Source organism: Pseudomonas sp. RW407 (genome assembly GCF_003176655.1).
Classification (GTDB): Bacteria; Pseudomonadota; Gammaproteobacteria; order Pseudomonadales; family Pseudomonadaceae; genus Pseudomonas; species Pseudomonas delhiensis.
On sequence record NZ_QGSL01000029.1, the window covers coordinates 857,382 to 880,341 of the forward strand.

At 70.4% G+C, this 22,960-nt stretch carries 21 protein-coding genes; 14 read left to right on the forward strand and 7 right to left on the reverse strand.

The genetic code is table 11. The annotated features are described in order from the left end of the window. The first annotated feature begins 382 nt into the window (after window positions 1-382). From DK254_RS04665 to DK254_RS04730, 14 genes are all read left to right on the forward strand, one after another. The gene (locus tag DK254_RS04665) at window positions 383-1,450 is read left to right on the forward strand and encodes an LLM class flavin-dependent oxidoreductase (protein ID WP_109932588.1); all 1,068 of its coding nucleotides are present in this window, start codon (window positions 383-385) and stop codon (window positions 1,448-1,450) included. A gap of 12 nt (window positions 1,451-1,462) precedes the next feature. Further along, entirely contained in the window at window positions 1,463-2,407 is a 945-nt protein-coding gene (locus DK254_RS04670) for an ABC transporter substrate-binding protein (protein WP_109932590.1), read from the forward strand. A gap of 16 nt (window positions 2,408-2,423) precedes the next feature. Next, complete coding sequence (locus DK254_RS04675) at window positions 2,424-3,506, forward strand: LLM class flavin-dependent oxidoreductase (RefSeq protein ID WP_109932592.1); 1,083 nt, start codon at window positions 2,424-2,426, stop codon at window positions 3,504-3,506. Window positions 3,507-3,510: 4 nt separating this feature from the next. Beyond that, a complete protein-coding gene (locus DK254_RS04680; RefSeq protein ID WP_109932594.1) occupies window positions 3,511-4,662 on the forward strand; it encodes an acyl-CoA dehydrogenase family protein in 1,152 nt (383 codons plus the stop codon). A gap of 110 nt (window positions 4,663-4,772) precedes the next feature. Next, on the forward strand, window positions 4,773-5,765 hold the full coding sequence (locus tag DK254_RS04685) for an aliphatic sulfonate ABC transporter substrate-binding protein (RefSeq protein ID WP_109932596.1): 993 nt from the start codon (window positions 4,773-4,775) through the stop codon (window positions 5,763-5,765). Between the two features lie 177 nt (window positions 5,766-5,942). Then, entirely contained in the window at window positions 5,943-6,845 is a 903-nt protein-coding gene (locus tag DK254_RS04690; protein ID WP_109932598.1) for an acyl-CoA dehydrogenase family protein, read from the forward strand. A gap of 176 nt (window positions 6,846-7,021) precedes the next feature. Next, window positions 7,022-7,993, forward strand: coding sequence for an aliphatic sulfonate ABC transporter substrate-binding protein (locus DK254_RS04695; RefSeq protein WP_109932600.1), 972 nt, complete (start codon window positions 7,022-7,024; stop codon window positions 7,991-7,993). A gap of 80 nt (window positions 7,994-8,073) precedes the next feature. Then, window positions 8,074-9,084: a taurine ABC transporter substrate-binding protein gene (gene tauA / locus DK254_RS04700; RefSeq protein ID WP_109932602.1), complete on the forward strand. Its 1,011-nt coding sequence runs from the start codon at window positions 8,074-8,076 to the stop codon at window positions 9,082-9,084. A 243-nt stretch (window positions 9,085-9,327) separates the two neighbouring features. Then, the gene (locus tag DK254_RS04705; protein ID WP_109932604.1) at window positions 9,328-10,119 is read left to right on the forward strand and encodes a taurine ABC transporter ATP-binding protein; all 792 of its coding nucleotides are present in this window, start codon (window positions 9,328-9,330) and stop codon (window positions 10,117-10,119) included. Further along, window positions 10,109-10,927 carry an ABC transporter permease subunit gene (locus DK254_RS04710; RefSeq protein ID WP_109932606.1) on the forward strand — a complete coding sequence of 273 codons (819 nt, stop codon included), beginning with the start codon at window positions 10,109-10,111 and terminating at the stop codon, window positions 10,925-10,927. Before DK254_RS04705 ends, DK254_RS04710 begins: the two co-directional genes overlap by 11 nt. Before the next feature lie 181 nt (window positions 10,928-11,108). After that, entirely contained in the window at window positions 11,109-11,945 is an 837-nt protein-coding gene (tauD, locus tag DK254_RS04715; protein WP_109932608.1) for a taurine dioxygenase, read from the forward strand. Window positions 11,946-12,224: 279 nt separating this feature from the next. After that, a complete protein-coding gene (locus DK254_RS04720) occupies window positions 12,225-14,249 on the forward strand; it encodes an OPT family oligopeptide transporter (protein ID WP_109932610.1) in 2,025 nt (674 codons plus the stop codon). A 68-nt stretch (window positions 14,250-14,317) separates the two neighbouring features. Beyond that, window positions 14,318-14,533 carry a CopG family transcriptional regulator gene (locus DK254_RS04725; RefSeq protein ID WP_089390284.1) on the forward strand — a complete coding sequence of 72 codons (216 nt, stop codon included), beginning with the start codon at window positions 14,318-14,320 and terminating at the stop codon, window positions 14,531-14,533. After that, on the forward strand, window positions 14,527-14,892 hold the full coding sequence (locus tag DK254_RS04730) for a type II toxin-antitoxin system VapC family toxin (RefSeq protein ID WP_109932612.1): 366 nt from the start codon (window positions 14,527-14,529) through the stop codon (window positions 14,890-14,892). Before DK254_RS04725 ends, DK254_RS04730 begins: the two co-directional genes overlap by 7 nt. Here the strand turns inward: DK254_RS04730 and DK254_RS04735 are convergent. The 7 genes from DK254_RS04735 to betT all read right to left on the reverse strand — a co-directional run bounded on the left by DK254_RS04735 (window position 14,880) and on the right by betT (window position 22,955). Beyond that, on the reverse strand, window positions 14,880-15,605 hold the full coding sequence (locus DK254_RS04735; protein ID WP_109932614.1) for a DUF6796 family protein: 726 nt from the start codon (window positions 15,603-15,605) through the stop codon (window positions 14,880-14,882). The two genes, DK254_RS04730 and DK254_RS04735, sit on opposite strands and share 13 nt — an antisense overlap. Beyond that, a complete protein-coding gene (locus DK254_RS04740; RefSeq protein WP_109932616.1) occupies window positions 15,602-15,784 on the reverse strand; it encodes a hypothetical protein in 183 nt (60 codons plus the stop codon). The genes DK254_RS04735 and DK254_RS04740 overlap by 4 nt, the downstream gene beginning before the upstream one ends. After that, complete coding sequence (locus tag DK254_RS04745; RefSeq protein ID WP_109932618.1) at window positions 15,781-16,929, reverse strand: PepSY domain-containing protein; 1,149 nt, start codon at window positions 16,927-16,929, stop codon at window positions 15,781-15,783. Before DK254_RS04745 ends, DK254_RS04740 begins: the two co-directional genes overlap by 4 nt. Before the next feature lie 7 nt (window positions 16,930-16,936). Continuing rightward, window positions 16,937-19,351, reverse strand: a complete 2,415-nt coding sequence (locus DK254_RS04750) for a TonB-dependent receptor (RefSeq protein ID WP_109932620.1) — start codon at window positions 19,349-19,351, stop codon at window positions 16,937-16,939. A gap of 101 nt (window positions 19,352-19,452) precedes the next feature. Beyond that, on the reverse strand, window positions 19,453-20,415 hold the full coding sequence (locus tag DK254_RS04755) for a FecR domain-containing protein (protein WP_109932621.1): 963 nt from the start codon (window positions 20,413-20,415) through the stop codon (window positions 19,453-19,455). Continuing rightward, entirely contained in the window at window positions 20,412-20,918 is a 507-nt protein-coding gene (locus DK254_RS04760; RefSeq protein ID WP_089390158.1) for a sigma-70 family RNA polymerase sigma factor, read from the reverse strand. Before DK254_RS04760 ends, DK254_RS04755 begins: the two co-directional genes overlap by 4 nt. Before the next feature lie 81 nt (window positions 20,919-20,999). Beyond that, on the reverse strand, window positions 21,000-22,955 hold the full coding sequence (gene betT / locus DK254_RS04765) for a choline BCCT transporter BetT (protein WP_109932623.1): 1,956 nt from the start codon (window positions 22,953-22,955) through the stop codon (window positions 21,000-21,002). Between the last annotated feature and the right edge of the window lie 5 nt (window positions 22,956-22,960).

The window sequence follows — 22,960 nt, forward strand, 5'->3', positions numbered from 1 at the left end:
GAGAAAGGATTTGGCGTCAGTCGGGAACCTTGTAGTAGCCGGCTAACGCCGAAATACCCGAGCACGCCGAACGGTCCCCTCTCCCTTCAGGGAGAGGGTTAGGGAGAGGGTGCTCTCATGCCTGACACCGGCATGACCGGAAAACTCCGTTCGCGAGCAAGCTCGCTCCTACAAAAGCGAAAACCCCCTCGCGCAACTTGCTCAACCCTGAATATGCGTAATTAGCATATTAGGATATGCAAAAAATGAATTTCCATCATGAAGTGCTTGCCTATAGCTTCTAAGAACAACGTCCACCAAGACGTTTTTCTTATAACGAAAGCCGCCGACCTTATGCAGCGGCCCAGGCGAGGGCAACACAGTGAGCGTGGAAATTCTCGGCATGATCACCGCCACCCCGAGTTCCGAGGTGGATCAGCCGCTGGGTGACGCGGTGGACGCCGGTTTCGTCCGGCGCTTCGCCCAGGCTCATGAGGACGCCGGTTTCGACCGCGTGCTGGTGGGCTACTTCAGCAATGCCGCCGAGGGCGCCGTGGTCAGCTCTTTCGTCGCCGCCGCCACCCAGCGCCTGGGCATCCTCCTGGCCTACCGCCCCGGGGTGATCGCGCCGCCGCTGGCCGCGCGCCAGCTGGCCACCCTCGACCAGTTCAGCGACGGCCGCCTGGCCCTCAACGTGGTCAGCGGCGGCAACGACGAGGACCTGGCCCGCGACGGCGACTACCTCGACCACGACCGCCGCTACGCCCGCACCGACGAGTACCTCGCTGCCCTGCGGCGCATCTGGACCGCCACCGGCCCGGTGGACTTCGCCGGCGAGTTCTACCGCTTCCAGGGCGCCTCGCCGGCCGTGCGTCCGCGGCAGAAACCGCACATCCCGATCTACTTCAGTGGCTCCTCCGATGCCGCCATCGAGGTCGCCGCCAAGCACGCCGACACCTACATGCTCTGGGGCGAGCCGCTGGCCGCGGTCGATGGCCATATCCGCCGCGTGCGCGCCGCCGCCCAGGCCCAGGGCCGCGAGCCGCGCTTCTCGGTGTCGTTCCGGCCGATAGTCGCGGACACCGAGGAAGCCGCCTGGAAGCGCGCCGCCGAGGTGCTCGAACAGGTGCGCGAGAACCGCACCCGCCTGGGCCTGCCGCTCAACGACCACCAGCCCGAGAACGTCGGCTCGCAGCGCCTGCTGGCCGCCGCGCAACAGGGCGAGGTGCTCGACACCCGGCTGTGGACCGGCGTGGCCCGGCTGACCGGCGCGCGCTGGAACTCCACCGCCCTGGTCGGCACCCCCGAGCAGGTCGCCGCCGCCCTCGGCGAGTACTACCGCCTGGGCGTTTCCACTTTCCTGATCCGTGGCTTCGACCCGCTCGGCGACGCCGTGCGCTACGGCCAGGGCCTGATTCCCGCCATCCACGACCACGTCGCCCGCCTGCCGCAACTGCGCCGCGCCGGCTGAGGAGCCCCACCGATGAACCTGAAACGACGCCTGCGCGCCACCTTCGCCGCGCTGCTGCTGGGCGCGCCCCTGGCCCAGGCCGCCGACCTGCCGACGCTGCGCGTGGGCGACCAGAACTACTACAACGTGCGCGCCTCCATGGAGGCCTCGGGCGTGCTCGAAGGCGCGCCCTACACGGTCGACTGGAAGCACTTCCAGTCCGCCGCGCCGGTGGCCGAAGGGCTGCAGGCCGGCGCGCTGGACCTGGGCTTCCTCGGCGATTCCGGGTTCATCTTCCTGGCCGCCAAGGGCGCGCCGGTGAAGCTGATCGGCGTGTCGCGGCAGAACCCCGACACCATCGCCCTGCTGGTGCCCAAGGACTCGCCGGTGAAGACCATCGCCGACCTCAAGGGCAAGAAGGTCGCCTACTGGCCCGGCGCCTGGAGCCAGCAGCTGACCCTGCGGGCGCTGGAGAAGGCCGGCCTGCCGAAGGACTACGTGGACTTCGTGAAACTGATGCCGATCGACGCCGCCGCCGCCCTGCCGCGCGGCAGCATCGACGCCTTCCCGGTGTGGGAGCCGTACATCTCGCAGCAGATCGTGTTCTCCGGCGCGCGGCCGATCCTCACCGCCCGCGACCTGATGCCGGGGCTGTCGAGCATCGCCGCCAACGCCGACTCCATCGAGCCCAAGCGTGCGCAGATAGCCGACTTCCTCGGCCGCCTGCAGAAGGCCCGGGCCTGGGTCGAGGCGCACAAGGAGCAGTACGCCGACATCTGGGCGAAGAAGGCCAACCTCGACCAGGCGGTGTCGCGCCACTGGATCGGCCAGGCCGGCATGAGCGTCGGCCCGGTGGACAGCCAGGCCGCCGCCGACTATCAGGGCACCGCCGACTTCCTGGTGCAGACCGGCGCGCTGCCCAAGGCCTTCGACACCGCCAGCGTGATCGACACCTCCTTCGCCAAAGCCTTCCACTGAGCACGGAGCACAGACCATGAGCATCCAGTTCCTCGGCATGATCGGCCACCGCCTGGCCTCGGAAACCCTCGCCCCGGCCGGCCCGATCCTCGACAAGCAGTACATCGCCGCCTTCGCCCGCGCCCACGAGGAGGCTGGCTTCGACCGCATCCTGGTCGGCTACTGGTCGGACCAGCCGGACGGCTTCCTGGTGGCCGCCACCGCCGGCCTGGCCACCTCCAGGATCAACTTCCTGCTGGCGCACCGCCCCGGCTTCGTCGCGCCGACCCTGGCCGCGCGCAAGCTGGCCACCCTGGAGCACCTGCTCGACGGGCGCCTGGCGGTGCACATCATCAGCGGCGGCAGCGACGCCGACCAGCGCAAGGACGGCGACTACCTCGACCACGACCAGCGCTACGCCCGCAGCGAGGAATTCATCGAGGTGCTCAAGCGCACCTGGACCAGCGCCGAGCCCTTCGACTTCCACGGCGAGCACTACCGCGTGGAACAGGCCTTCTCGGCCATCCGCCCGCAGCAGAAGCCGCACATCCCGGTGTACTTCGGCGGCTCTTCGGAGGCCGCGCTGAAGGTCGCCGGCAAGCAGGCCGACGTGTTCATGCTCTGGGGCGAACCCCTGGCCCAGGCCGCCGAGACCATCGCCGCGGTGCGCGAGCAGGCGCGGCAGCATGGCCGCGAGGTGGAGTTCAGCCTGTCGTTCCGGCCGATCCTCGGGCGCACCGAGGAAGAGGCCTGGGCCAAGGCCGAGGCGATCCGCGCCACCGCCGGCGAGCGCCTGGGCGAGGCCGGTTTTCCCAAGGGCAAGCCGCAGAGCGTCGGCGCCCAGCGCCTGCTCAAGGCGGTGGAGCAGGGCGACCGCATCGACGAGCGGCTGTGGACCGGCATCGCCAAGCTGGTCGGCGGCGGGCACAACTCCACCGCCCTGGTCGGCACCCCGGAGCAGGTCGCCGATGCGCTGCTGGCCTACTACGACCTGGGCGTGCGCAGCATCCTCATCCGTGGTTTCGACCCGCTCAACGACGCCGTGGAATACGGCCGCGAGCTGATCCCGCTGACCCGCGCCAAGGTCGCCGAGCGCGAGCGCCGGCGTGCCACGGCCTGAGCCCATGACCGTTCCGCAGACCCCGCCGCTGGCGCTCAACGACCTGCTGCCGGCGCTCACCCGGCAACTGGCGGAAAGCGCCGAGGCCTACGACCGCAGCGGCGACTTCCCCCACGCCAACCTCGCCCTGCTGCAACGCCACGGCCTGCTCGGCCTGGCCCTGCCGCAAGCGCTCGGCGGCCCCGGCGCCAGCCTCGGCGAACTGCGCCGGGTGGTCGGCGCCGTGGCCCGTGGCGAGCCTTCCACCGCGCTGGTGCTGTGCATGCAGTACCTGCACCTGCGGCGCCTGGCCGACAACCCCGACTGGCCGGAAGCGCTGAAGCGCCGCGTAGCCCGCGAGGCGCTGGAACAGGGTGCGCTGATCAACAGCCTGCGGGTGGAGCCGGAGCTGGGCTCGCCCTCGCGCGGTGGCCTGCCGCAGACCGTGGCCCGCCGCGAGGGCGACGGCTGGCGGCTGTCCGGGCACAAGCTCTACACCACCGGCATTCCCGGCCTGACCTGGCTGGCGGTGTGGGCGCGCAGCGACGAGCCGACGCCGCGCGTGGGCACCTGGCTGGTGCGCCGCGACAGCCCCGGTATTCGCATCGTGGAAAGCTGGGACCACCTGGGCATGCGCGCCACCGGCAGTCATGAAGTGATTTTCGAGGACGTGCCGGTGCCACTGGAAAACGCCGTCGGCCTCTATCCCCACGACCAGCCGCCGGTGCCGGACGAGGCCGTGCTGCGCGACTTCGCCCAGGCCAGCGCGGCGCTGCTGGGTGCGCTCTACGACGGCATCGCCGGGGCCGCCCGCGACTGGCTCGTGCAGTGGCTGGGCGAGCGCGTGCCGGCCAGCCTCGGCGCGCCCCTGGCGAGCCTGCCGCGGGTGCAGGAGGCGGTCGGCGCCATCGACGGCCTGCTGCTGCAGAACCGCCTGCTGCTCGACGCCGCCTGCCGCGACCGCCTGACTGCCAGCGAGTCGGGGCTGATCAAGGTCGGCGTCACCGACAACGCGGTGGCGGTGGTCGAGAAAGCCCTGGAGCTGACCGGCAACCACGGCCTCAGCCGCCACAACCCCTTGCAGCGGCATTACCGCGACGTGCTCTGCGGGCGCGTGCACACACCGCAGAAAGACAGCGTCTGGATCGCGGCGGGGAGGGCGGTGCTGAGCCCCTGAACCCCGGGATTACCTGAAGGAAACGACGGCAATATCGGCGACCGCACCGGCGGAACGGATAGCCCAAGACCACCCCCGGCTTCCGTGCGGAGCCGCCTGGAGATTGCCCCATGAAGACCCCCCTGCGTGTCCTCGCCGGCCTGCTGGCCGCGACCCTGCTGGCCGGTGCCGCCAGCGCCGCCGAACCCGTCACCCTGCGCCTGGGCGACGTGAAGGGCGACCGCTACGCCTCGCTACGCGCCTCCGGCGAGCTGGAGAACCTGCCGTACAAGCTGGAGCTGTCCGCCTTCCCCTCCGGCGCCCCGGTGCTCGAAGCACTGAACGCCGGCGCCCTGGACATCGGCTTCACCGGCGACATCCCGTTCCTCTTCGTCTACGCCGCCGGCGCGCCGCTCAAGGCCGTCGGCGCCTGGCACTTCAACCCGGCGACCGTGGCGCTGGTGGTGGGCAAGGACTCGCCCATCCACTCGGTGGCCGAGCTCAAGGGCAAGCGCATCGCCGTCAACCGCGGCGGCTGGGGCCACTTCATGGCCCTGGGTGCGCTGCGCCGTGCCGGGCTCAAGCCGGAAGACGTGACCTTTTCCTTCCTCGGCCCGGTGGACGGCCGCGCCGCCCTGGTGCGCGGCTCGGTGGACGCCTGGGTGCCCTGGGAGCCCTACACCTCCAGCGCAGTGCTGCTCGACCAGGCGCGGGTGATCGACAACGGCGAGGGCATCATGACCGGCTATTCCTATGCCCTGGCCAGCGACGCCGCCATCGCCGCCAAGAAGGCCGCCATCACCGACCTGCTGACGCGCCTGGCGCGCGCCCAGGTCTGGGCGCTGCAGCACCCGGACGAGTTCGCCGCGGCCCTGGCCAAGGACCTGAACATGCCCCGGGAAGTCACCCGCCGCTGGGTGGGCGAGGCGCGCATCAGCCCCATCGTGTTCGACGAGCGCATCGCCGCCACCCTGCAGAAGGCCGCCGACTTCTTCCATGGCGAAGGCGTGCTGCCCAAGGCGCTGAACGTCACCCCGGCGTTCGACTTCAGCCTGTCCGGCGGCGCCGCCGAAGTGGCCCGCCACCTGCCCGCCGACCTCACCGTCGGCCAAAGGCAGCCCTGACGGTTCTCAGCTAAGGCAAAAAGGTTATTTAACCTTGCCGTACCGCTTGGATATGGTTCTAAGTACCGCCCCGGCCGCGCCTCGCGCGCGGCGCAACGGGGCGCCGCCGAACCCCTTCGCTTCAGTCTCCCCGCGCGCCATTCGCCCAGGCACTGATCCCGTCGTCCCGAGGTGCCCATGAGCGTCGCCCCGTCCCGGCTGGCCCCCGCCGAGCCGTTCCTCCAGCGCGCCGTCGCCGGCCCCGCCGCCTGGGCCCGCGCCCTGCGCGAATCCGGGCTGCTGCGGCTGTCGCTGCCGGCCCAGCTGGGGGGCGGCGGCAGCCCCTGGCGCGAGGTCCTGCAGGTTCTGCGTGACCTCTGCGAACGCGACGGCGGCCTGGCCCGGCTGTTCGCCGTGCACCACCTGCAGCTGACCCGCGTGCGCCTGCTCGGCAGCCGCGAGCAACTGCAACGCCTGCTGCACCTGAGCCTGCTGCGCGAGCCGCTATGGGGCGCGCTGGGCGAGGACGACGGCCAGCGGCTGCGGGCGGAAGAACACGTGCGCGGCGGCTTCCGCGTCAACGGCGCGCAGTGGGACGCCTTCACCGCCGAGGCGGCCGACTGGCTGCTGCTGCGCGCCTGGCACGCGCCCAGCGGCGACTTCCTGCTGGCTGCGCTGCCCAGCGCCCGGGCGGGCCTTGCGCTGCGCGCCGGCGCCCTCTGCCAGGGCCTGCGACTGCACCCGGAAGACATCCTGCTGCCGCCGGGCCTGGCGGCCACGCCCAGGCGCGTGCTCTGCGACGGCCTGGCGCAACTGCTGCAGGCCAACGTCGCCCTGGGCCTGGCGCTGCAGGCCGCGGACAGCCTGGACCTGCCCGAGGCCTCGGAACTGTCGCGGCTGCTCGGCCTGGGCCTGGTGCTCAGCGAGCAGGCCGCCCTGCAACTGGACGAGGGCATCGAGGCGGGCGCGGCGCTGGCCTTCGGCCGCGCCAGCCACTTCGCCAACCTCGCCGCCCAGGCCCTGGCGGTGGCCCGCCAGGCGGCCCAGGCGAGCCTCCGTGCGGAAGGCGTGAGGGCCCGGCTGCTGGGGGCTGCGCACTGATGGCGGGATGAATCCGGGCGATATTAGTTAAGAACTAAAAATTATTTATTTCTGATTTTTTATAGCTGTAATCTTCACTTCACCGGACCACCGGACTCATCTAGAACACCTGACCCCAGTCCCGTGGTCCGTCCTCGCTCTGCAGGCGGCCGCCCCGTACCCGAGGAGCCGTACCCATGTCCCGCAGCCCGTTCCTGCGCCGTTTCGCCGTCGGCCTCGCCGCCTCCGCCGCCCTGCTGGGCGCCCTGGGCGCGCACGCCGAAGGTACCCTGCGCATCGGTTTCCAGAAGTCCTCCACCCTGCTGACCATCGTCAAGGCCCAGGGCACCCTGGAGCGCGAGCTGGGCAAGCAGGGCATCAAGGTGAGCTGGCATGAGTTCCCCAGCGGCCTGCCGCTGCTCGAATCGCTCAACGTCGGCAACGTCGACCTGTCCGCCGACGTCGCCGACACCGTGCCGGTGTTCGCCCAGGCCGCCGGCGCGCAGCTGACCTACTTCGCCCGCGAAACCCCCTCGCCCACCGCACAGTCGATCCTGGTGCCGGAGGATTCGCCGCTGAAATCCCTGGCCGACCTGAAAGGCAAGCGCGTGGCCGTGACCAAGGCCGCCGGCAGCCACTACCTGCTGATCGCCGCGCTGGCCAAGGCCGGCCTGAAATTTTCCGACATCCAGCCGGCCTACCTGACCCCCGCCGACGGCCGCGCCGCCTTCGAGAACCACAAGGTCGACGCCTGGGTGACCTGGGACCCGTACGTCGCCAGCGCCCAGCGCCAGCAGCACGCCCGCGTGCTCGCCGACGGCCAGGGCCTGGCCAGTTACCAGCGCTACTACCTGGCCTCCAGCGACTATGCCAAGGCCCACCCGGAAGTGCTCAAGCAGGTCTTCGCCGAGTTGCAGAAGACCGGGCGCTGGGTGAAGGAACACCCGGCCGACGCGGCCAAGGTGCTCGGCCCGCTGTGGGGCAACCTCGACGCCGCCACCGTGGAGCAGGCCAACACCCGCCGCAGCTACGACGTGCAGCCGGTGCGCGCCGACGGCCTCGACGAGCAGCAGCGCATCGCCGACGCCTTCTACGCCCAGGGCCTGCTGCCCAAGCCGGTGGACGCCCATGCGGTGCAGGTCTGGCAGCCGGACCTGGCGCGCAACTGAGCCGAATTTCCCGCCGCCCCGCGAGGGGCGGCCCGTCACGGCCCGGCCGGCCGCCCCGAATGCATTTCCAGGAGCACCCCATGAAACGCACCTTCGCCCCGCGCCGCCTGCTGGCCGCGCTCGCCCTGGCCGGCGTCGCCGGCATCGCCCAGGCCGACATCACCCTCGGCTACCAGACCGGCGTGGACCCGACCAAGGTCCCGCAGGCCGACGGCACCTACGAGAAAGCCATCGGCGAGAAGCTCGACTGGCGCCGCTTCAACAGCGGCCCGGAAGTGGTCGCCGCCATCGCCTCCGGCGACGTGCAGCTGGGCAACCTCGGTTCCAGCCCGCTGGCCGCCGCCACCTCCCGCGGCCTGCCGATCGTGGCCTTCATCGTCACCGCGCAGATCAATGCGGCGGAAGCCCTGGTGGTGCGCAACGGCAGCAAGATCGAGAAGCCCGAGGACCTGGTCGGCAAGACCATCGCCACGCCCTTCGTGTCCACCTCGCACTACAGCCTGCTGGGCGCGCTCAAGCACTGGAAGATCGACCCCACCAAGGTGAAGATCGTCAACCTCAACCCCACCGAGATCGCCGCCGCCTGGCGTCGCGGCGACATCGACGGGGCCTTCGTCTGGTCCCCGGCCCTGGGCGAGATCAAGAAGAGCGGCAAGGTGCTGACCGACGCCGCGGAAGTGGGCAAGTGGGGCGCGCCGACCTTCGAGGTCTGGGTGGCCCGCAAGGACTTCGCCGAGAAGCACCCGGAGGTGCTGGCCAAGTTCGCCCGCGTGACCCTCGACTCCTTCGCCGACTACAACGCCCACAAGGCCCAGTGGACCGCCGACTCCGAACAGGCGAAGAAGATCGCCCGGCTGACCGGCGCCGCCCCCGAGGACGTGCCCGAGCTGCTGGCCGGCAGCGCCTTCCCGGAGACGAAGGAACAGCTCTCCAGCGCCCTGCTCGGTGGCGGCACCGCCAAGGACATCGCCGGGACCGCGGCCTTCCTGAAAGAACAGAAGCGCGTGCCTTCGGTGCTCAAGGACTACTCGCCCTACGTCAGCGCGGAGTACGTGCGCCAGGCGGAGAGCGTGCAGGTGGGGCAGCGCTGATCGCGCCGGCCTGCTCGATCTCCCTGTAGGAGCGAGCTTGCTCGCGAACAGCCCGGCACCTTCCTCCACCTCGTCATTCCCGCGAACGCGGGAACCCAGAGACTCTGGATCCCCGCGTTCGCGGGGATGACGGGGAAGGTGTGGTGTGAAGCGGGTTCGCGAGCAAGCTCGCTCCTACGAAGAGCGAAGAGCGCAACGTGCGAAGCGCCCAGCATTCCTTCTTACCCTACGGAGGGCAGAAACATGAGCCGTTTGACGGCCGAGGCGGTGAGCCTCTCCTTCGAGCAGCATGGCCAGACCCGGCGCGTGCTGCATGAACTGACCCTGGACGTGGCCAAGGGCGAGTCCCTGGTGGTGCTCGGCCCTTCGGGCTGCGGCAAGTCCACCCTGCTCAATGTCCTCGCCGGTTTCCAGAAGCCCGACCGTGGCCGCGTGCAGATCGACGGGCGGACCCTCGAAGGCCCCGGTGGCGAACGCGGCGTGGTGTTCCAGGACGACGCCCTGATGCCCTGGCTGGATGCCCTCGACAACGTCGCCCTGGGCCTGCGCATCCGCGGCCTGGGCCGCGCCGAGCGCGAGGCCCGCGCACGCGAGGTGCTGGCCCTGGTCGGCCTGCAGGAGCATGCGCATTACCGCGTCTCGCAGCTTTCCGGCGGCCAGCGCCAGCGCCTCGGCCTGGCCCGCGCCCTGGCGGTGGAGCCGGACTTCCTGCTGCTCGACGAGCCCTTCGGCGCCCTCGACGCGCTGACCCGCGAGCGCATGCAGGTGCTGACCCTGGAGCTGTGGCGCAAGACCGGCAAGGGCCTGTTCCTGATCACCCACAGCGTCGACGAGGCGCTGTTCCTGGCTACCGACCTGGTGGTCATGGACGGCCCGCCGGCGCGCATCGTCAAGCGCCTGCGCCCGGACTTCGCGCGGCGTTACGCGGCCGGCGAGCCGGTGCGCTCGATCAAGGCCGACCCTGAATTCGGCCGCCTGCGCCAGGCGCTGCTGGATGAGTTCCTGGAAGAACCGGAGGCCGAACATGCCCACTGACACCCTCAGCGCCAAGCTGCCTGCCAGCCGTCGCGCCAAGCCTGCCCGCCCGCGCGACGCGAGGCGCTGGGCCGCCGCCGGGAGCATAGCCGCGCTGGCCGCGCTCTGGTGGTTCGCCACCCATTTCGGCTGGGTCGACACCCTGTTCCTGCCGGCCCCCGAGCAGCTCTACGAAGCGCTGCAGCGGGTGCTCGCCGAAGGCTACGTCGACGCCACGCTGTGGCAGCACATCGGCACCAGCCTGCTGCGCGTGCTGCTGGCCCTGGGCGCGGCGGTGCTCACCGCCATCCCCCTGGGCATCCTCATGGGCCTCAACCCGCTGGTGGGCGCTGCGCTGGACCCGCTGGTGGAGTTCTACCGGCCGATCCCGCCGCTGGCCTACCTGCCGCTGATCGTCATCTGGTTCGGCATCGGCGAGCTGTCCAAGGTGCTGCTGATCTACCTGGCGCTGTTCGCCCCGCTGCTGATCGCCACCGCCGCCGGCGTGCGCCGCGTGGACAAGTCGCGCATCCAGGCGGTGCGCTGCCTGGGCGCCAACCGCTGGCAGGTGGTGCGCCACGTGGTGCTGCCCAGCGCCCTGCCGGAAGTCCTCACCGGCCTGCGCATCGCCCTGGGCGTGGGCTGGTCGACCCTGGTGGCCGCCGAGCTGATCGCCGCCAACCGCGGCCTGGGCTTCATGGTGCAGTCGGCGGCGCAGTTCCTGGCGACCGATGTGGTGGTGCTGGGGATTTTGCTGATTGCTGGGATCGCGCTGGCGTTCGAGGTGAGCCTGCGCTGGTTGCAGCGGCGGTTCGCTTCCTGGGAGTAGGGCTGTAGAGCCAGAGCAAGAGCCCCTCTCCCTAACCCTCTCCCGCAAGCGGGAGAGGGGACTGATCGGAGTCGCCGGCTAGCTCGGCGCTCGACGGATACACCGAACGGCCCCCTCTCCCTTCAGGGAGAGGGCTGGGGAGAGGGTGCTCTTCCCACACAGAACACGAGAGAGAAAAGAAATGACCACCCTGACCCTGGAACCCCTCAGCCCCGCCCTCGGCGCCGTGGTCTCCGGCATCGACCTGCGCCAGAGCCTGGACGACGCCCAGCAACAGGCCATCGAGCAGGCCCTGCTCACCCACCAGGTGCTGTTCTTCCGCGACCAGCCCCTGACGCCGCAGCAGCAGGCCGCTTTCGCCGCGCGCTTCGGCGACCTGCACATCCACCCGATCTACCCCAGTGTGCCCGAGCAGCGCGAGGTGATCGTGCTCGACACCGCCGTCACCGACGTGCGCGACAACGCCATCTGGCACACCGACGTGACCTTCCTGGAAACCCCGGCGCTGGGCGCGGTGCTGGCCGCCAAGCAGTTGCCACCCTACGGCGGCGACACCCTCTGGGCCAGCGGCATCGCCGCCTTCGAGGCGCTGTCCAGGCCGCTGCGGGCGCTGCTCGACGGGCTGACCGCCACCCACGACATCAGCAAGTCCTTCCCCCAGGAGCGCTTCGGCGCCACCGACGCCGACCTGGCGCGCCTGGAAGAGGCGCGGGCGAAGAACCCGCCGCGCTCGCACCCGGTGGTCCGCACCCACCCGGTCACCGGGCGCAAGGCGCTGTTCGTCAGCGACGGCTTCACCACCCGCATCAACGAACTGTCGGCGGCCGAGAGCCGGGCCATCCTCGACCTGCTGTTCGCCCACGTCGCCCGCCCGGAGTTCACCGTGCGCTGGCGCTGGCGCGAGAACGACGTGGCCTTCTGGGACAACCGCGTGACCCAGCACTACGCGGTGGACGACTACCGCCCGCAGCGCCGGGTGATGCACCGCGCGACCATCCTTGGAGACAAGCCGTTCTGACCCCCGCACGCCAACCCTTGCCCTTGTAGGAGCGAGCTTGCTCGCGAACCGCCTCATGCCGAAGCTGTTCGCGAGCAAGCTCGCTCCTACGAAAAGCGGGGGCCGTTGCGTGGGCGGCATTCGGCGTGGTGGGCGTGAACCGCCTCGTGCCAGGGCGGTTCGCGAGCAAGCTCGCTCCTACGAAAAACGGGCTCCGTCGCCTGGGCGACATTCCGCGACGTGGGCGCGCGCGCCGCTCTGGCCTAAGCTTGGCAGGTTGACTTCCAGAGACTGCCTTCCATGCTCGAACGGATTCCGGACGAATCGAACCTGGCCGAACTGACCCTGCGCGGGCTCATCCTCGGCGCCCTCATCACCGTCGTCTTCACCGCCTCCAACGTCTACCTGGGCCTGAAGGTCGGGCTGACGTTCGCCTCGTCGATCCCCGCCGCGGTGATCTCCATGGCGGTGCTGCGCTACTTCTCGGGCTCGAACATCCTCGAGAACAACATGGTGCAGACCCAGGCCTCGGCCGCCGGCACCCTGTCCTCGATCATCTTCATCCTCCCCGGCCTGCTGATGATCGGCTACTGGGCCGGCTTCCCGTTCTGGCAGACGGCGGCCATCTGCTCCATCGGCGGCATCCTCGGGGTGCTCTACACCATCCCGCTGCGCCGGGTGATGGTGGTGCAGAGCAGCCTGCCGTACCCCGAAGGCGTGGCGGCGGCGGAGATTCTCCGCGTCGGCAGTCATGAGGAGGAGCACCCGCAGGCGGGCGACGCCGGCAAGCCGGGCCTGCGCGACATCCTCGCCGGCGGCGTGGTGGCGGCGCTGTTCAGCCTGTTCAGCAGTGGCTTCAAGCTGCTGGCCGAGGGCTTCAGCTTCTGGCTCACCGCGGGCCAGGCGGCGTTCCGCCTGTCCACCGGCTTCTCCCTGGCGCTGGTGGGCGCCGGCTACCTGATGGGCATCACCGCCGGCATCGCCATTCTCATCGGCGTGGTGATCGCCTGGGGCGTGGCGGTGCCGCTGCTCACCGTGAACAGCACCCTGGCCGCCGGGCAGGGCCTGCCGGAGCTGGCCAGCAAGCTGTGGAGCAGCCAGGTGCGCTTCCTCGGCGCCGGCACCATAGGCGTGGCCGCGCTCTGGACCCTGGCCACCCTGTTCAAGCCCATGGTGCAGGGCGTCTGGGCCTCGCTCAGCGCCATCAGCGGGCGCGCCGAGGCCAGCGACCTGCGCACCGAGCGCGACATGCCGGCGGCCTGGATCCTGGCCATCGCCGCGGTCCTGCTGGTGGCGCTGTTCGTGGTCTTCGCCTACTTCCTCGGCCAGGCCGCGCCGGACCTCGCCGGCTTCGCCTTCTGGGGCCTGGTGGCCACCTGCGTGGTGTTCGCCTTCTTCTTCGGCTTCCTGATCGCCGCCGCCTGCGGCTACATGGCCGGCCTGGTGGGCTCCTCCAGCAGCCCGATCTCCGGCATCGGCATCATCGCGGTGATCCTGGTGTCGCTGCTGATCCTCGGCGTCGGCTCGCTGGAGGCCGACTTCCTCGACCGCGAGGGCGGCAAGCTGGCGATCGCCCTGGCGCTGTTCACCACCGCGGTGGTGCTGGCCATCGCCGCCATCTCCAACGACAACCTGCAGGATCTCAAGACCGGCTACCTGGTCGGCGCCACGCCCTGGCGCCAGCAGGTGGCGCTGATCGTCGGCTGCCTGGTGGGCGCGCTGGTGATCCCGCCGGTGCTGGAGCTGCTGTACAACGCCTACGGCTTCCCCAACGCCCTGCCGCGCGCGGGCATGGACCCCGGCGCAGCCCTGGCCGCGCCCCAGGCGACGCTGATGACCGCCATCGCCAGCGGGATTTTCCACGACGCGCTGAACTGGAACATGATCCTCATCGGCGTGGCCCTGGGCATCGCCCTGATCCTCGTCGACGTGCTCCTGCGCCGCACCGGCAAGGCCAGCCTGCCGGTGCTCGCCGTGGGCCTGGGCATCTACCTGCCGCCGACCATCGGCATGACCCTGGTGGTGGGCGCGGTGCTCGCCTGGCTGCTGGAGAGCGCTCTGAAGAAGCGCGCCCAGGCCGCCGGGGTGAACGAGGAGAAGTACGCCGAGCTGCCGCGCCGCCGCGGCGTGCTGCTGGCTTCGGGGCTGATCGTCGGCGAGAGCCTGATGGGCATCCTGCTCGCCGCGCTGATCGGCACCAGCGGCAAGGACGCGCCCCTGGCGCTGGTCGGCGCCGGTTTCGAGGACACCGCGCAGTGGCTGGGGCTGCTGGTGTTCGTGGTGGTCTGCGTGCTGTTCCACCGCCAGGTGCTGGGCAAACGCTGATACAAACGGAGGCTTGGTCGATCGGGGATGTGTGATATATGTTATCGATATCACATATGGAGGACGCCATGCGCACCCTCGTCGACATCCCCGCCGAACACCTCGAAGCGCTCAATGCCCTGGGCGAGCAACAGCAGCAATCGCGCGCCGCGCTGATCCGCGAGGCGGTCGCCGAGTACCTGGTCCGGCACCGCCGGCAGGATGCCGAGGCCGCCTTCGGCCTGTGGAACGGCAGCGCCGGCGACGGCCTGGCCTACCAGCGGAAGGTGCGCGAGGAATGGTGAAGGCGCTGTTCGATACCAACATCCTCATCGACTACCTCAACGGCCACGAACAGGCCCGCGACGAGTTGCGCCGCCACGATGACCCGGCCATCAGCATCGTCACCTGGATGGAGGTGATGATCGGCGCAACGCCCGCCACCGCCGCGGCCACCCGTGCCTTCCTCGACAGCTTCGCCCTGGTGCCGCTCGACGCGTCCGTCGCCGAGCGTGCCGTGGCGGTGCGCCAGGCCCTGCGGGTGAAGCTGCCGGACGCCATCATCAAGGCCAGCGCCGAGGTGCAGGGGCGCCTGCTGGTCACCCGCAACACCCGGGATTTCCCCGCCGACGACGTCGGCGTGCGCCTGCCCTACAGCCTCTGAGCCCCGCGCCGGGCGAACCACAGGCTGGAGAAGGCGTAGGCGACGAACCAGCCGATGTTGATGCCGGCGCCGCGCAGCCAGGTGCCCAGCGGCTCCGCCAGCACGGCGGGGGCGAAGTGGCCCAGTGCGCCCAGGCTCAGCGGGTTGAGCAGCAGCGCGCTGCTGCGCGGCAGGCGCGTGCGCCCACAGGCGATGGCCAGGGTGAGCACGCCCAGCCCGGCCACCAGGCCGCCCACCGCCGCCACCCAGGCGATCATCAGCAGGCGATGGAACTGCTCGCCCAGCGCCAGCAGCGCCGGGTGGGCGTCCGCCGGCACCAGCAGCAGGGTCTTGTAGACCATCCCCAGGTGGTAGAAGGCGGCGTGCCCCAGCGGCGAGTAGGCGTTGCCGCAGACCAGCAGGGCGAACAGCGTCCAGGCCATCCAGCCCTGGCCGCGGGCGACCAGGAACCAGTGCCAGGCGCCGAGCAGGTAGAGCGGCATGGCCAGCACCGCCACCAGGGCGCCGAAGGCCAGGCGCGGCTCGCTGTTGGGCAGCATGTAGTCCAGGCCTTCGAAGCTGATCCGCGACAGGTAGTCCTGCAGCGGCGGGTAGTCGGCGAGGTTGGCCCGGGCGCCGAGCAGGCCGGCGTCGCCGATCATCCAGAACACCGCGGCCAGCAACCCGGCGTAGCCGCACAGGCGCAGGGCGCGGTCGCTGTAGATCGGGTTCATGGCGACGGCCTGCGGGCGCGGGCCAGCGCCGCCAGGATCACCAGCAGGGGAATGCCCAGGGCGAACCAGGACAGCGCGTCCCAGGGGCCGTCGCCGACCAGCGCGGAAACCAGCCCCACCAGGCTCAGCACGGCCAGCGCCAGGGGCCAGCGGAACACTATCCACAAGTTGCGCTTCATGCCTCGCCCTCCGCGGCCAGGTGCCCGGCCCGCAGGTCGGCCAGGCGTTTCTCCATGGTCTTGCGCCGCGCGAACCACAGGTACAGGCCGCTGCCGAGCACGACGATGGCCACCAGGTCGAGCAGCGTCCAGACGATCTTCAGCGGCAGCCCGCCGTAGTCGCCGAAGTGCAGCGGCTGCGAGAGGAACAGCGTCTTCACGTACAGCGGCATCTCGCGGATGTCGGTCAGCTCGCCGGTCTGCGCGTCCACCAGGGCGGGCTTGAGCAGGCGCTTGGTCAGCGGCGTGGCGCCGTGCATGAACACCGCGTAGTGGTGCTGGCTGCTGAACTGGGTGCCGGGGAAGCCGATGAAGCTCATGGTCATGTCCGGCGCCGCCGCCTGGGCGGTCTGCAGCGCCTTGTGCAGCGAGCCGTTGTCGGCCATGGGCGGCGCGTCGCGGTAGGGCGCGGTCATCTCGGCCAGCTGGTCGCTGCGCCAGAGCATGAGGATCGGCAGCGCCAGGGTGTTGATCACCCCGGTGGCCCCCACCACCAGCACCCAGGCCAGGGTGACGATGCCCAGCATGTTGTGCAGGTCCAGCCACTTCACCCGGCGGCTGCGTCTGGTGCGCACCGCGGCGAAGTCGAGCTTGCGCATGAAGGGCGTGTAGACCACCACCCCGGACACCAGCGAGGCCAACAGCAGCAGCCCCATGAAGCCGAGGAACAGGTAGCCGGGCAGGCCCATGAACAGGTCGGTGTGCAGCTTGAGCATCAGGTACATGAAGCCGCCGGGCGGCGGCTCCGGGTCGAAGAACTCGCCGGTGCGCGCGTCGAACGGCTGCACGTGGCCGATGTCCGGCGGCGGCACCAGGGTGGGCGCGGTGATCACCGCGCCCAGCGGCTCGTCGGGGTCGAACACCACGAAACGCACCACCTCGCCCGGGCGCGCGGCCAGGGCGCGGGCCACCACGTCGTCGTAGTCGATGCGCGGCGACTCGGCGGTCAGCGGTTTCAGCTCGGGGTGCGGTTCCAGGGTGTGCTCGATCTCCTCGTGGAAGATCAGCGGCAGGCCGGTCAGGCACAGCAGCAGCAGGAACAGCGTGGACACCAGGCTGGTCCACTTGTGCACCAGGTACCAGGTGCGCAGGGCTTTCGCGGTCATGGGCGCCTCAGAAGTCCGCGGTCAGCGACAGCGACAGGGTGCGCGGCGAGCTGACGGTCATGTAGCCGTTGGACGCGGTCCAGTAGTCCTTGGCCAGCAGGTTCTCCAGGTTGGCCCGCGCCACCAGTGGCTTGCCGGCGACCTGGAAGGCATAGCTGGCGCCCACGTCGACGCGGTTCCAGTGCGGCACCTTGAGGTCGTTGGTGGTGTCCAGGTAGGCCTCGCCGGTGTAGATCCAGCGGCCGTCGAGGGTCAGCCCCTGGACGAATGGGGTGTCCCAGCTCAGCCCCAGGTTGGCCTGGCGCCGCGGCACGCCGGGGGCGTCCTTGCCTTCGCTGGTTGGGCTGGCGGTCTTGCTCTGCTCGGCCTTGATGTAGCTGGCGCCGGCCAGCACGCGCAGGTCGTCGGTCAGTTCGCCGAACAGGCTCAGCTCGATGCCGCGGTTGCGTTGCTCGCCGTCGGCGCGGAACACGTTGTCGGCGTCGAGGAAGGCGTTGGGCTTCTTGATCTCGAACAGCGCCAGGGTGGTGGTGAAGCCGCCCAGGTCGTACTTGGCGCCGACCTCGTACTGCTCGGCCTTGTACGGTGCGAGCGCCTGGCCGGCGTTGGCCGCGGTGGAGGGCGGGGTGTCGCCCTGGCTCAGGCCCTGGATGTAGTTGGCGTACAGCGACAGCTCGTCCAGCGGCTTGACCAGCAGGCTGAACATCGGTGTCCAGGCGTGTTCGTCGTACTTGTTGGTGCGCTCGCCGCTGGACGGCGCGTAGTTCTTCGACTGCACCGTCTGCCGGCGCACGCCGGCGGTGAACTGCACGCGCTCGTCGAGGATCGACAGCTTGTCGGCCAGGGCCACGCCGGAGAGGTCGGTTTCGTTGGTCTTCGGGATGTTGCCGTCGAGGCTGGAGAAGTCCGGGATCGGCGTGTGCGGCGAGGTCTCGTAGAGGCTGCCCGGCTGCATGCCGGTGAACACGTAGACCATGCCCACGCGCTCGTGCAGGCGGTTGGCGCTGAGGGTCCAGTCGTGGCGCACGGGGCCGGTGTCGAAGTCGCCGCGCACCCCGGCCTCGCCGGAGTAGGTGCGGCGGTCGGCGCGTTGGCGCGCCAGGCTGTTGATGACGTCGCCCTGGTTGCCGTTGAGGATGCTGTTGGCGGCGATGGTCTCGTAGTCGCTCTGGCGTCCGCCGACGCTGGCGAAGGCGGTGAGGTGGTCGCTGAGGTCGTACTCGCCGCGGTTGACGATCGAGTAGTCCTCCTGGTCCAGGTAGGAATCGCGCAGGCCGAAGCGGGTCTTGGAGTCCGGTGCGTGAGGGATGCTGGTGGCGGTGCCGGTGATCACCGGGCGCACCACGCCCTCCAGACTTTCCTTCTGGTACAGCAGGTCGCTGGACAGGCGCAGGCGCTCGCCGCGGAAATCCAGGCCCAGGGCCAGCAGCGGGAACTCGCGGCTCTGGTGGTCGATGGCGGTGTCGCCGTTGCGGTACACGCCGTTGAAGCGCACGCCGAAGGCGTTGCCCTCGCCGAAGCGGCGGCCGATGTCCAGGTGCGTGCCGACCTGCGAGCGGTCGGTCCAGTCCAGGCTGACGCGGGTCAGCGGCTGGTCCTCGGCGCGCTTGGGCACCAGGTTGATGGTGCCGCCGACGCTGCCGCCGGGGGACATGCCGCCGAGCAGGGCGGTGGGGCCCTTGAGCACCTCCACGCGCTCGGCGAACTCGATCGGCACCCGCCAGTAGGGCAGCACGCCGTACAGGCCGTTGAAGGCGACGTCGGCGTTGTTCACCCCGAAGCCGCGGATGACGTAGGTATCCACCAGGTCGCCGCGGCCGCCGATGACGCGCACCGACGGGTCGTTGGCCACCAGCAGGTCGGCGACGCTGCGCGCCTGCTGCGCCTCGATGGTCTGCGCGGTGTAGCTGGTGACGCTGAAGGGCGTGTCCATCAGGTCGGCGTTGCCCAGCATGCCCAGGCGCGCGCCGCTGGCCACCTGGCCGCCGGCGTAGGCGGGGGGCAGGGCCTCGGCGCCGAGGCTGGCGGTGATGGTGCTGGCCGACAGGGCCACGGCGCCGTCGGTGGGCAGCGGGCGCAGCACGTAGCTGCCGTTGGCCTGGGGCTCGGCCTGCAGGCCGCTGCCGACGAGCAGCGCACCGAAGCCGCCGGTGACGTCGTAGCTGCCGTGCAACCCGGCGGACTGGCGGCCGCGCAGTTGCGTGGCGTCGAACGACAGGGCCACCCCGGCGGCGCTGGCGAAGCGCCCGAGCACTTCCGCCAGGGGCCCGCCGGCGATGTCGTAGCGCACGGCTTCGGCGGCCTGGGCGCTAGCGGCGGCGAGCGCGCCGGCGCCCAGGGCCAGGGCGATGGCCAGGGCCAGCGGTTTGTGGAGTGAACGGCTGGCGGTGGCCGGTGCCGGGTCGACGGTGTTGCGGTTCATGTGGACTCCCCCAAGTTGGGCCAGATGGCCCGGAATACGAGGGGGCCGGGCGAGGGCGGAAAAAAGTGCAAGGGCGGGGAAAATTTTTTCCGGCCCTGGTCTCAGGCCTGCGGCTGCACGCTGACCCAGAAGCGTGAGTGGCGCACGATGCGCAGCCCGAAGGCGGATTCCAGGGCGGCCAGGGCCAGCTCGGTATCGCCGATGGGGAAGTTGCCGGAGACCTTCAGCCCGGCGATCCGCGGATCGCAGTGCAGCACGCCGCTGCGGTAGCGGCCCAGTTCCTCCAGCAGTTCGCCCAGCGGGCGGTCCACGGCGATCAGGCTGCCGGCGAGCCAGGCGGCGGTGTTGGCGTCGTTGCGCCGCAACGGGCCGAGGTCCAGCGCGCCGAGGTCGAGCTGCTCGCCGCCGTGGAGGATGCGGCTGCGCTGCGGCGCGGCCCGGGGGCGGACTTCCACGGCCTTGTCGAGCACGGCGACGCGGGTGCGGTCGTCGAGCAGGCGCACGCTGAAGCGGGTGCCCAGGGCGAGGATGCGGCCCTGGGGCGTCTCCACGCGGAAGGGGCGGGCGCTGCCGCTGGGGTCCGGCGCGGTGCTGACGAAGATTTCCCCGCGCAGCAGGCGCAACAGGCGTTGTTCGGGGTCGAAGAGCACGTCCACCGCGCTGTCGGTGTTCAGCGTCAGCGAGGAGCCGTCGGCCAGGGTGACTTCGCGGCGCTCGCCCACCGCGCTGCGGTAGTCGGCCAGCCAGGCCTGCCAGGGTGTGTCGCGCCAGGCCAGCCAGGCCAGCGGCAGGCCCAGCCCGAGGCTGCCCAGGCCGCCGAGCAGCTGGCGGCGCGACAGCCCGCGGGCGCCCAGGGTCGGCCCGGCCAACTGGCCCGGCACCCGGGCGAACTGCTGGCGCACCTGTTCCACCCGGGCCCAGGCGCGCTGGTGCTCGGCGCTGGCGGCGTACCAGTGCTGCCAGGCGCTCTGGTCGGCGTCGTTGGCGTGGCCGGAGTAGAGGCGCGCGTACCACTGGGCGGCGGCGCGGATGGCCTGGCGTTCGGCCTCGCTGGGGGCGCTCATGGCAGCATCAGGCAGCAGTGTTCCATGGCCTTGGCCATGTGGTTGTTCACCGTGCGCAGGGAAATGCCCTGGCGCTCGGCGATCTCGGCGTAGGTCAGGCCCTCGACCTGGGCCAGCAGGAAGCTGCGCTTGACCTTGGCGCCCAGGCCGTCGAGCAGGCGGTCGATCTCCATCAATGCCTCGAACAGCAGGGCCTGGGTTTCCGGCGAGGGCTGCTCGTCTTCCGGCAGGCTGGCCAGGGCCTCCAGGTAGGCCTGCTCCAGCGAGCGGCGGCGGAAGTGGTCGATCATCAGGCCCTTGGCGATGGTCGCCAGGTAGTCCCGTGGCTCGCGGATCTCGCCGGCGTTGCGCGCGCGCAGCACGCGGACGAAGGTGTCCTGGGCCAGGTCGGCGGCATCGCAGGCGTTGCCCAGGCGGCGCCGCAGCCAGCCGTGCAGCCAGCCGTGGTGTTCGTTGTAGAGATGGTGCAGGGCGTGCTGCGGGTCGAGAGCGGTCGCCGGCATGGGAAGGGCCTGAAGGAAGGTATGCCAATGATAATCACTATCAATTGACAATTGCCAGGCCCCTCGTCACCGGCGCGCCGTTCAACGCACCAGGTGCAGGAACTGCAGGTGGCGCTCGTACTGGTCGAGCATGTCGTTGATGATCTGCTCCCTGCCGTAGCCCATCAGGTCGTAGTCCTGGCTGCCCTCGGCCAGGTGCACCTCGGCGCGGAAGTAGCGGCGGTTCTTCAGGTGCAGGCCGCCCATGCCGGCGCGGGCGAAGGACGGCGTGAAGTAGCCGCGCATCGATACCTGGTAGTAGAACGGGTGCTGCTCGCCGTGGCCGATCTCCAGGCTCAGCTCCAGGTTGCCCGGGTCGAGGTCGGCGTCTACCTGCAGGCCCTTGTCGCGGAACACTTCCGCCACCTCGGCCATGGCCGGGCCGACCACGTCCGCCAGGAAGCGGTAGACCTCGTCGCGGGTGGGGAAGTGCACCGCCTGGGAGATACGCCGCTTCCAGCCGCCGGCCTTGGCCGCCAGCGGCGGCGCCAGGGAGTGGCTGCGCGCGCGCTGGCGCTGGGATTCCAGGTAGAAGGCCTTGTGCAGGCCCCACATCATCAGCAGCAGGATCAGCGAGAAGGGCAGCGAGGTCAGCACCACCGCCGACTTCAGCGCGTCGATGCTGCCGGCGAACAGCAGGCCGCCGGTGACCAGCGCGGTGGCCAGGCCCCAGAACACCCGCAGCCACTTCGGGCCGTCGTCGTCGGCGCTGCCGCCGCGGGCGGAGAGGGTGGAGAGCACCACGGTGCCGGAATCCGCCGAGGTGACGAAGAACACGAAGCTGACCAGCACGGTCACGGCGATCAGCGCGCGACTGCCGGGGTAGCCCTGCAGCAGTTGGTAGAGCGCCATCGACGGCTCCGCCACGGCCACCCGGCCCAGTTCGACGGCGCCATGGTTCAGCACCTGCTCCAGGGCGCTGTTGCCGAAGATGGACATCCACGCCAGGGTGAAGCCCAGGGGGATGAACAGCACGCCGAAGACGAATTCGCGGATGGTCCGCCCGCGGGAGATGCGCGCGATGAACAGGCCGACGAAGGGCGCCCAGGCGATCCACCAGGCCCAGTAGAACACCGTCCAGCCGCCCAGCCAGTCACCGCCCTCGCCATAGGCGTAGAGGTCGAAGCTCTTGGTCGGCAGCGCGCCGAGGTAGTCGCCGATGTTCTGCACCAGGGTGTTGAGCAGGTGCTGGGTGGGCCCGGTGAACAGCACGAACAGCAGCAGGGCGCAGGCCAGCAGCATGTTGATGTCGGAGAGCAGGCGGATGCCCTTGTCCACGCCGGACACCGCCACGGCGATGGCCGCGCCCATCATCAGGGCGATCAGGGTCATCTGCACCGGGTGGCTGTGGGCGACGCCGAACAGGTAGTCGAGCCCGGCGTTGAGCTGCAGCACGCCGAAGCCCATGTCGGCGCCCAGGCCGAACACGGTGGCGACTATGCCGAAGCAGTCCACGGTGTAGCCGATGGGCCCGTTGATGCGCTTGCCGATCAGCGGGTACAGCGCCGAGCGCAACGCCAGCGGCAGGTTGTGGCGGTAGGCGAAGTAGGCCAGGGCCATGGCCACCAGGGCGAACACGCCCCAGCCGTGCAGACCCCAGTGCAGGAACAGCAGCTGCATGGCCTGGCGCGCCGCCTCGGCGGTGCCGGCCGCGCCCTGGGGCGGCTGCAGGAAGTGCGTCAGCGGCTCGGACACGCAGAAGAAGAACAGGGTGATGCTGATGCCCGCGGCGAACAGCATGCCGGCCCAGGACAGGTAGCTGAATTCCGGCTCGTCGTGGTCGGCACCGAGCTTGATCTTCCCGTAGCCGGAAAGCGCGGTGACCACCACGAAGATCAGGTACAGCGTCATCGCCAGCAGGTAGTACCAGCCGACGTTGGCGGCGGCCCAGGCCTGGGCGTCGAGCAGCCATTGGCCGGCCTCGACGGGGAAGCCGATGACCAGGACGACGAACAGCAGGATCAGCGCCGCCGCACCGTAGAAGGCCGGTGGGTTCATGCGCA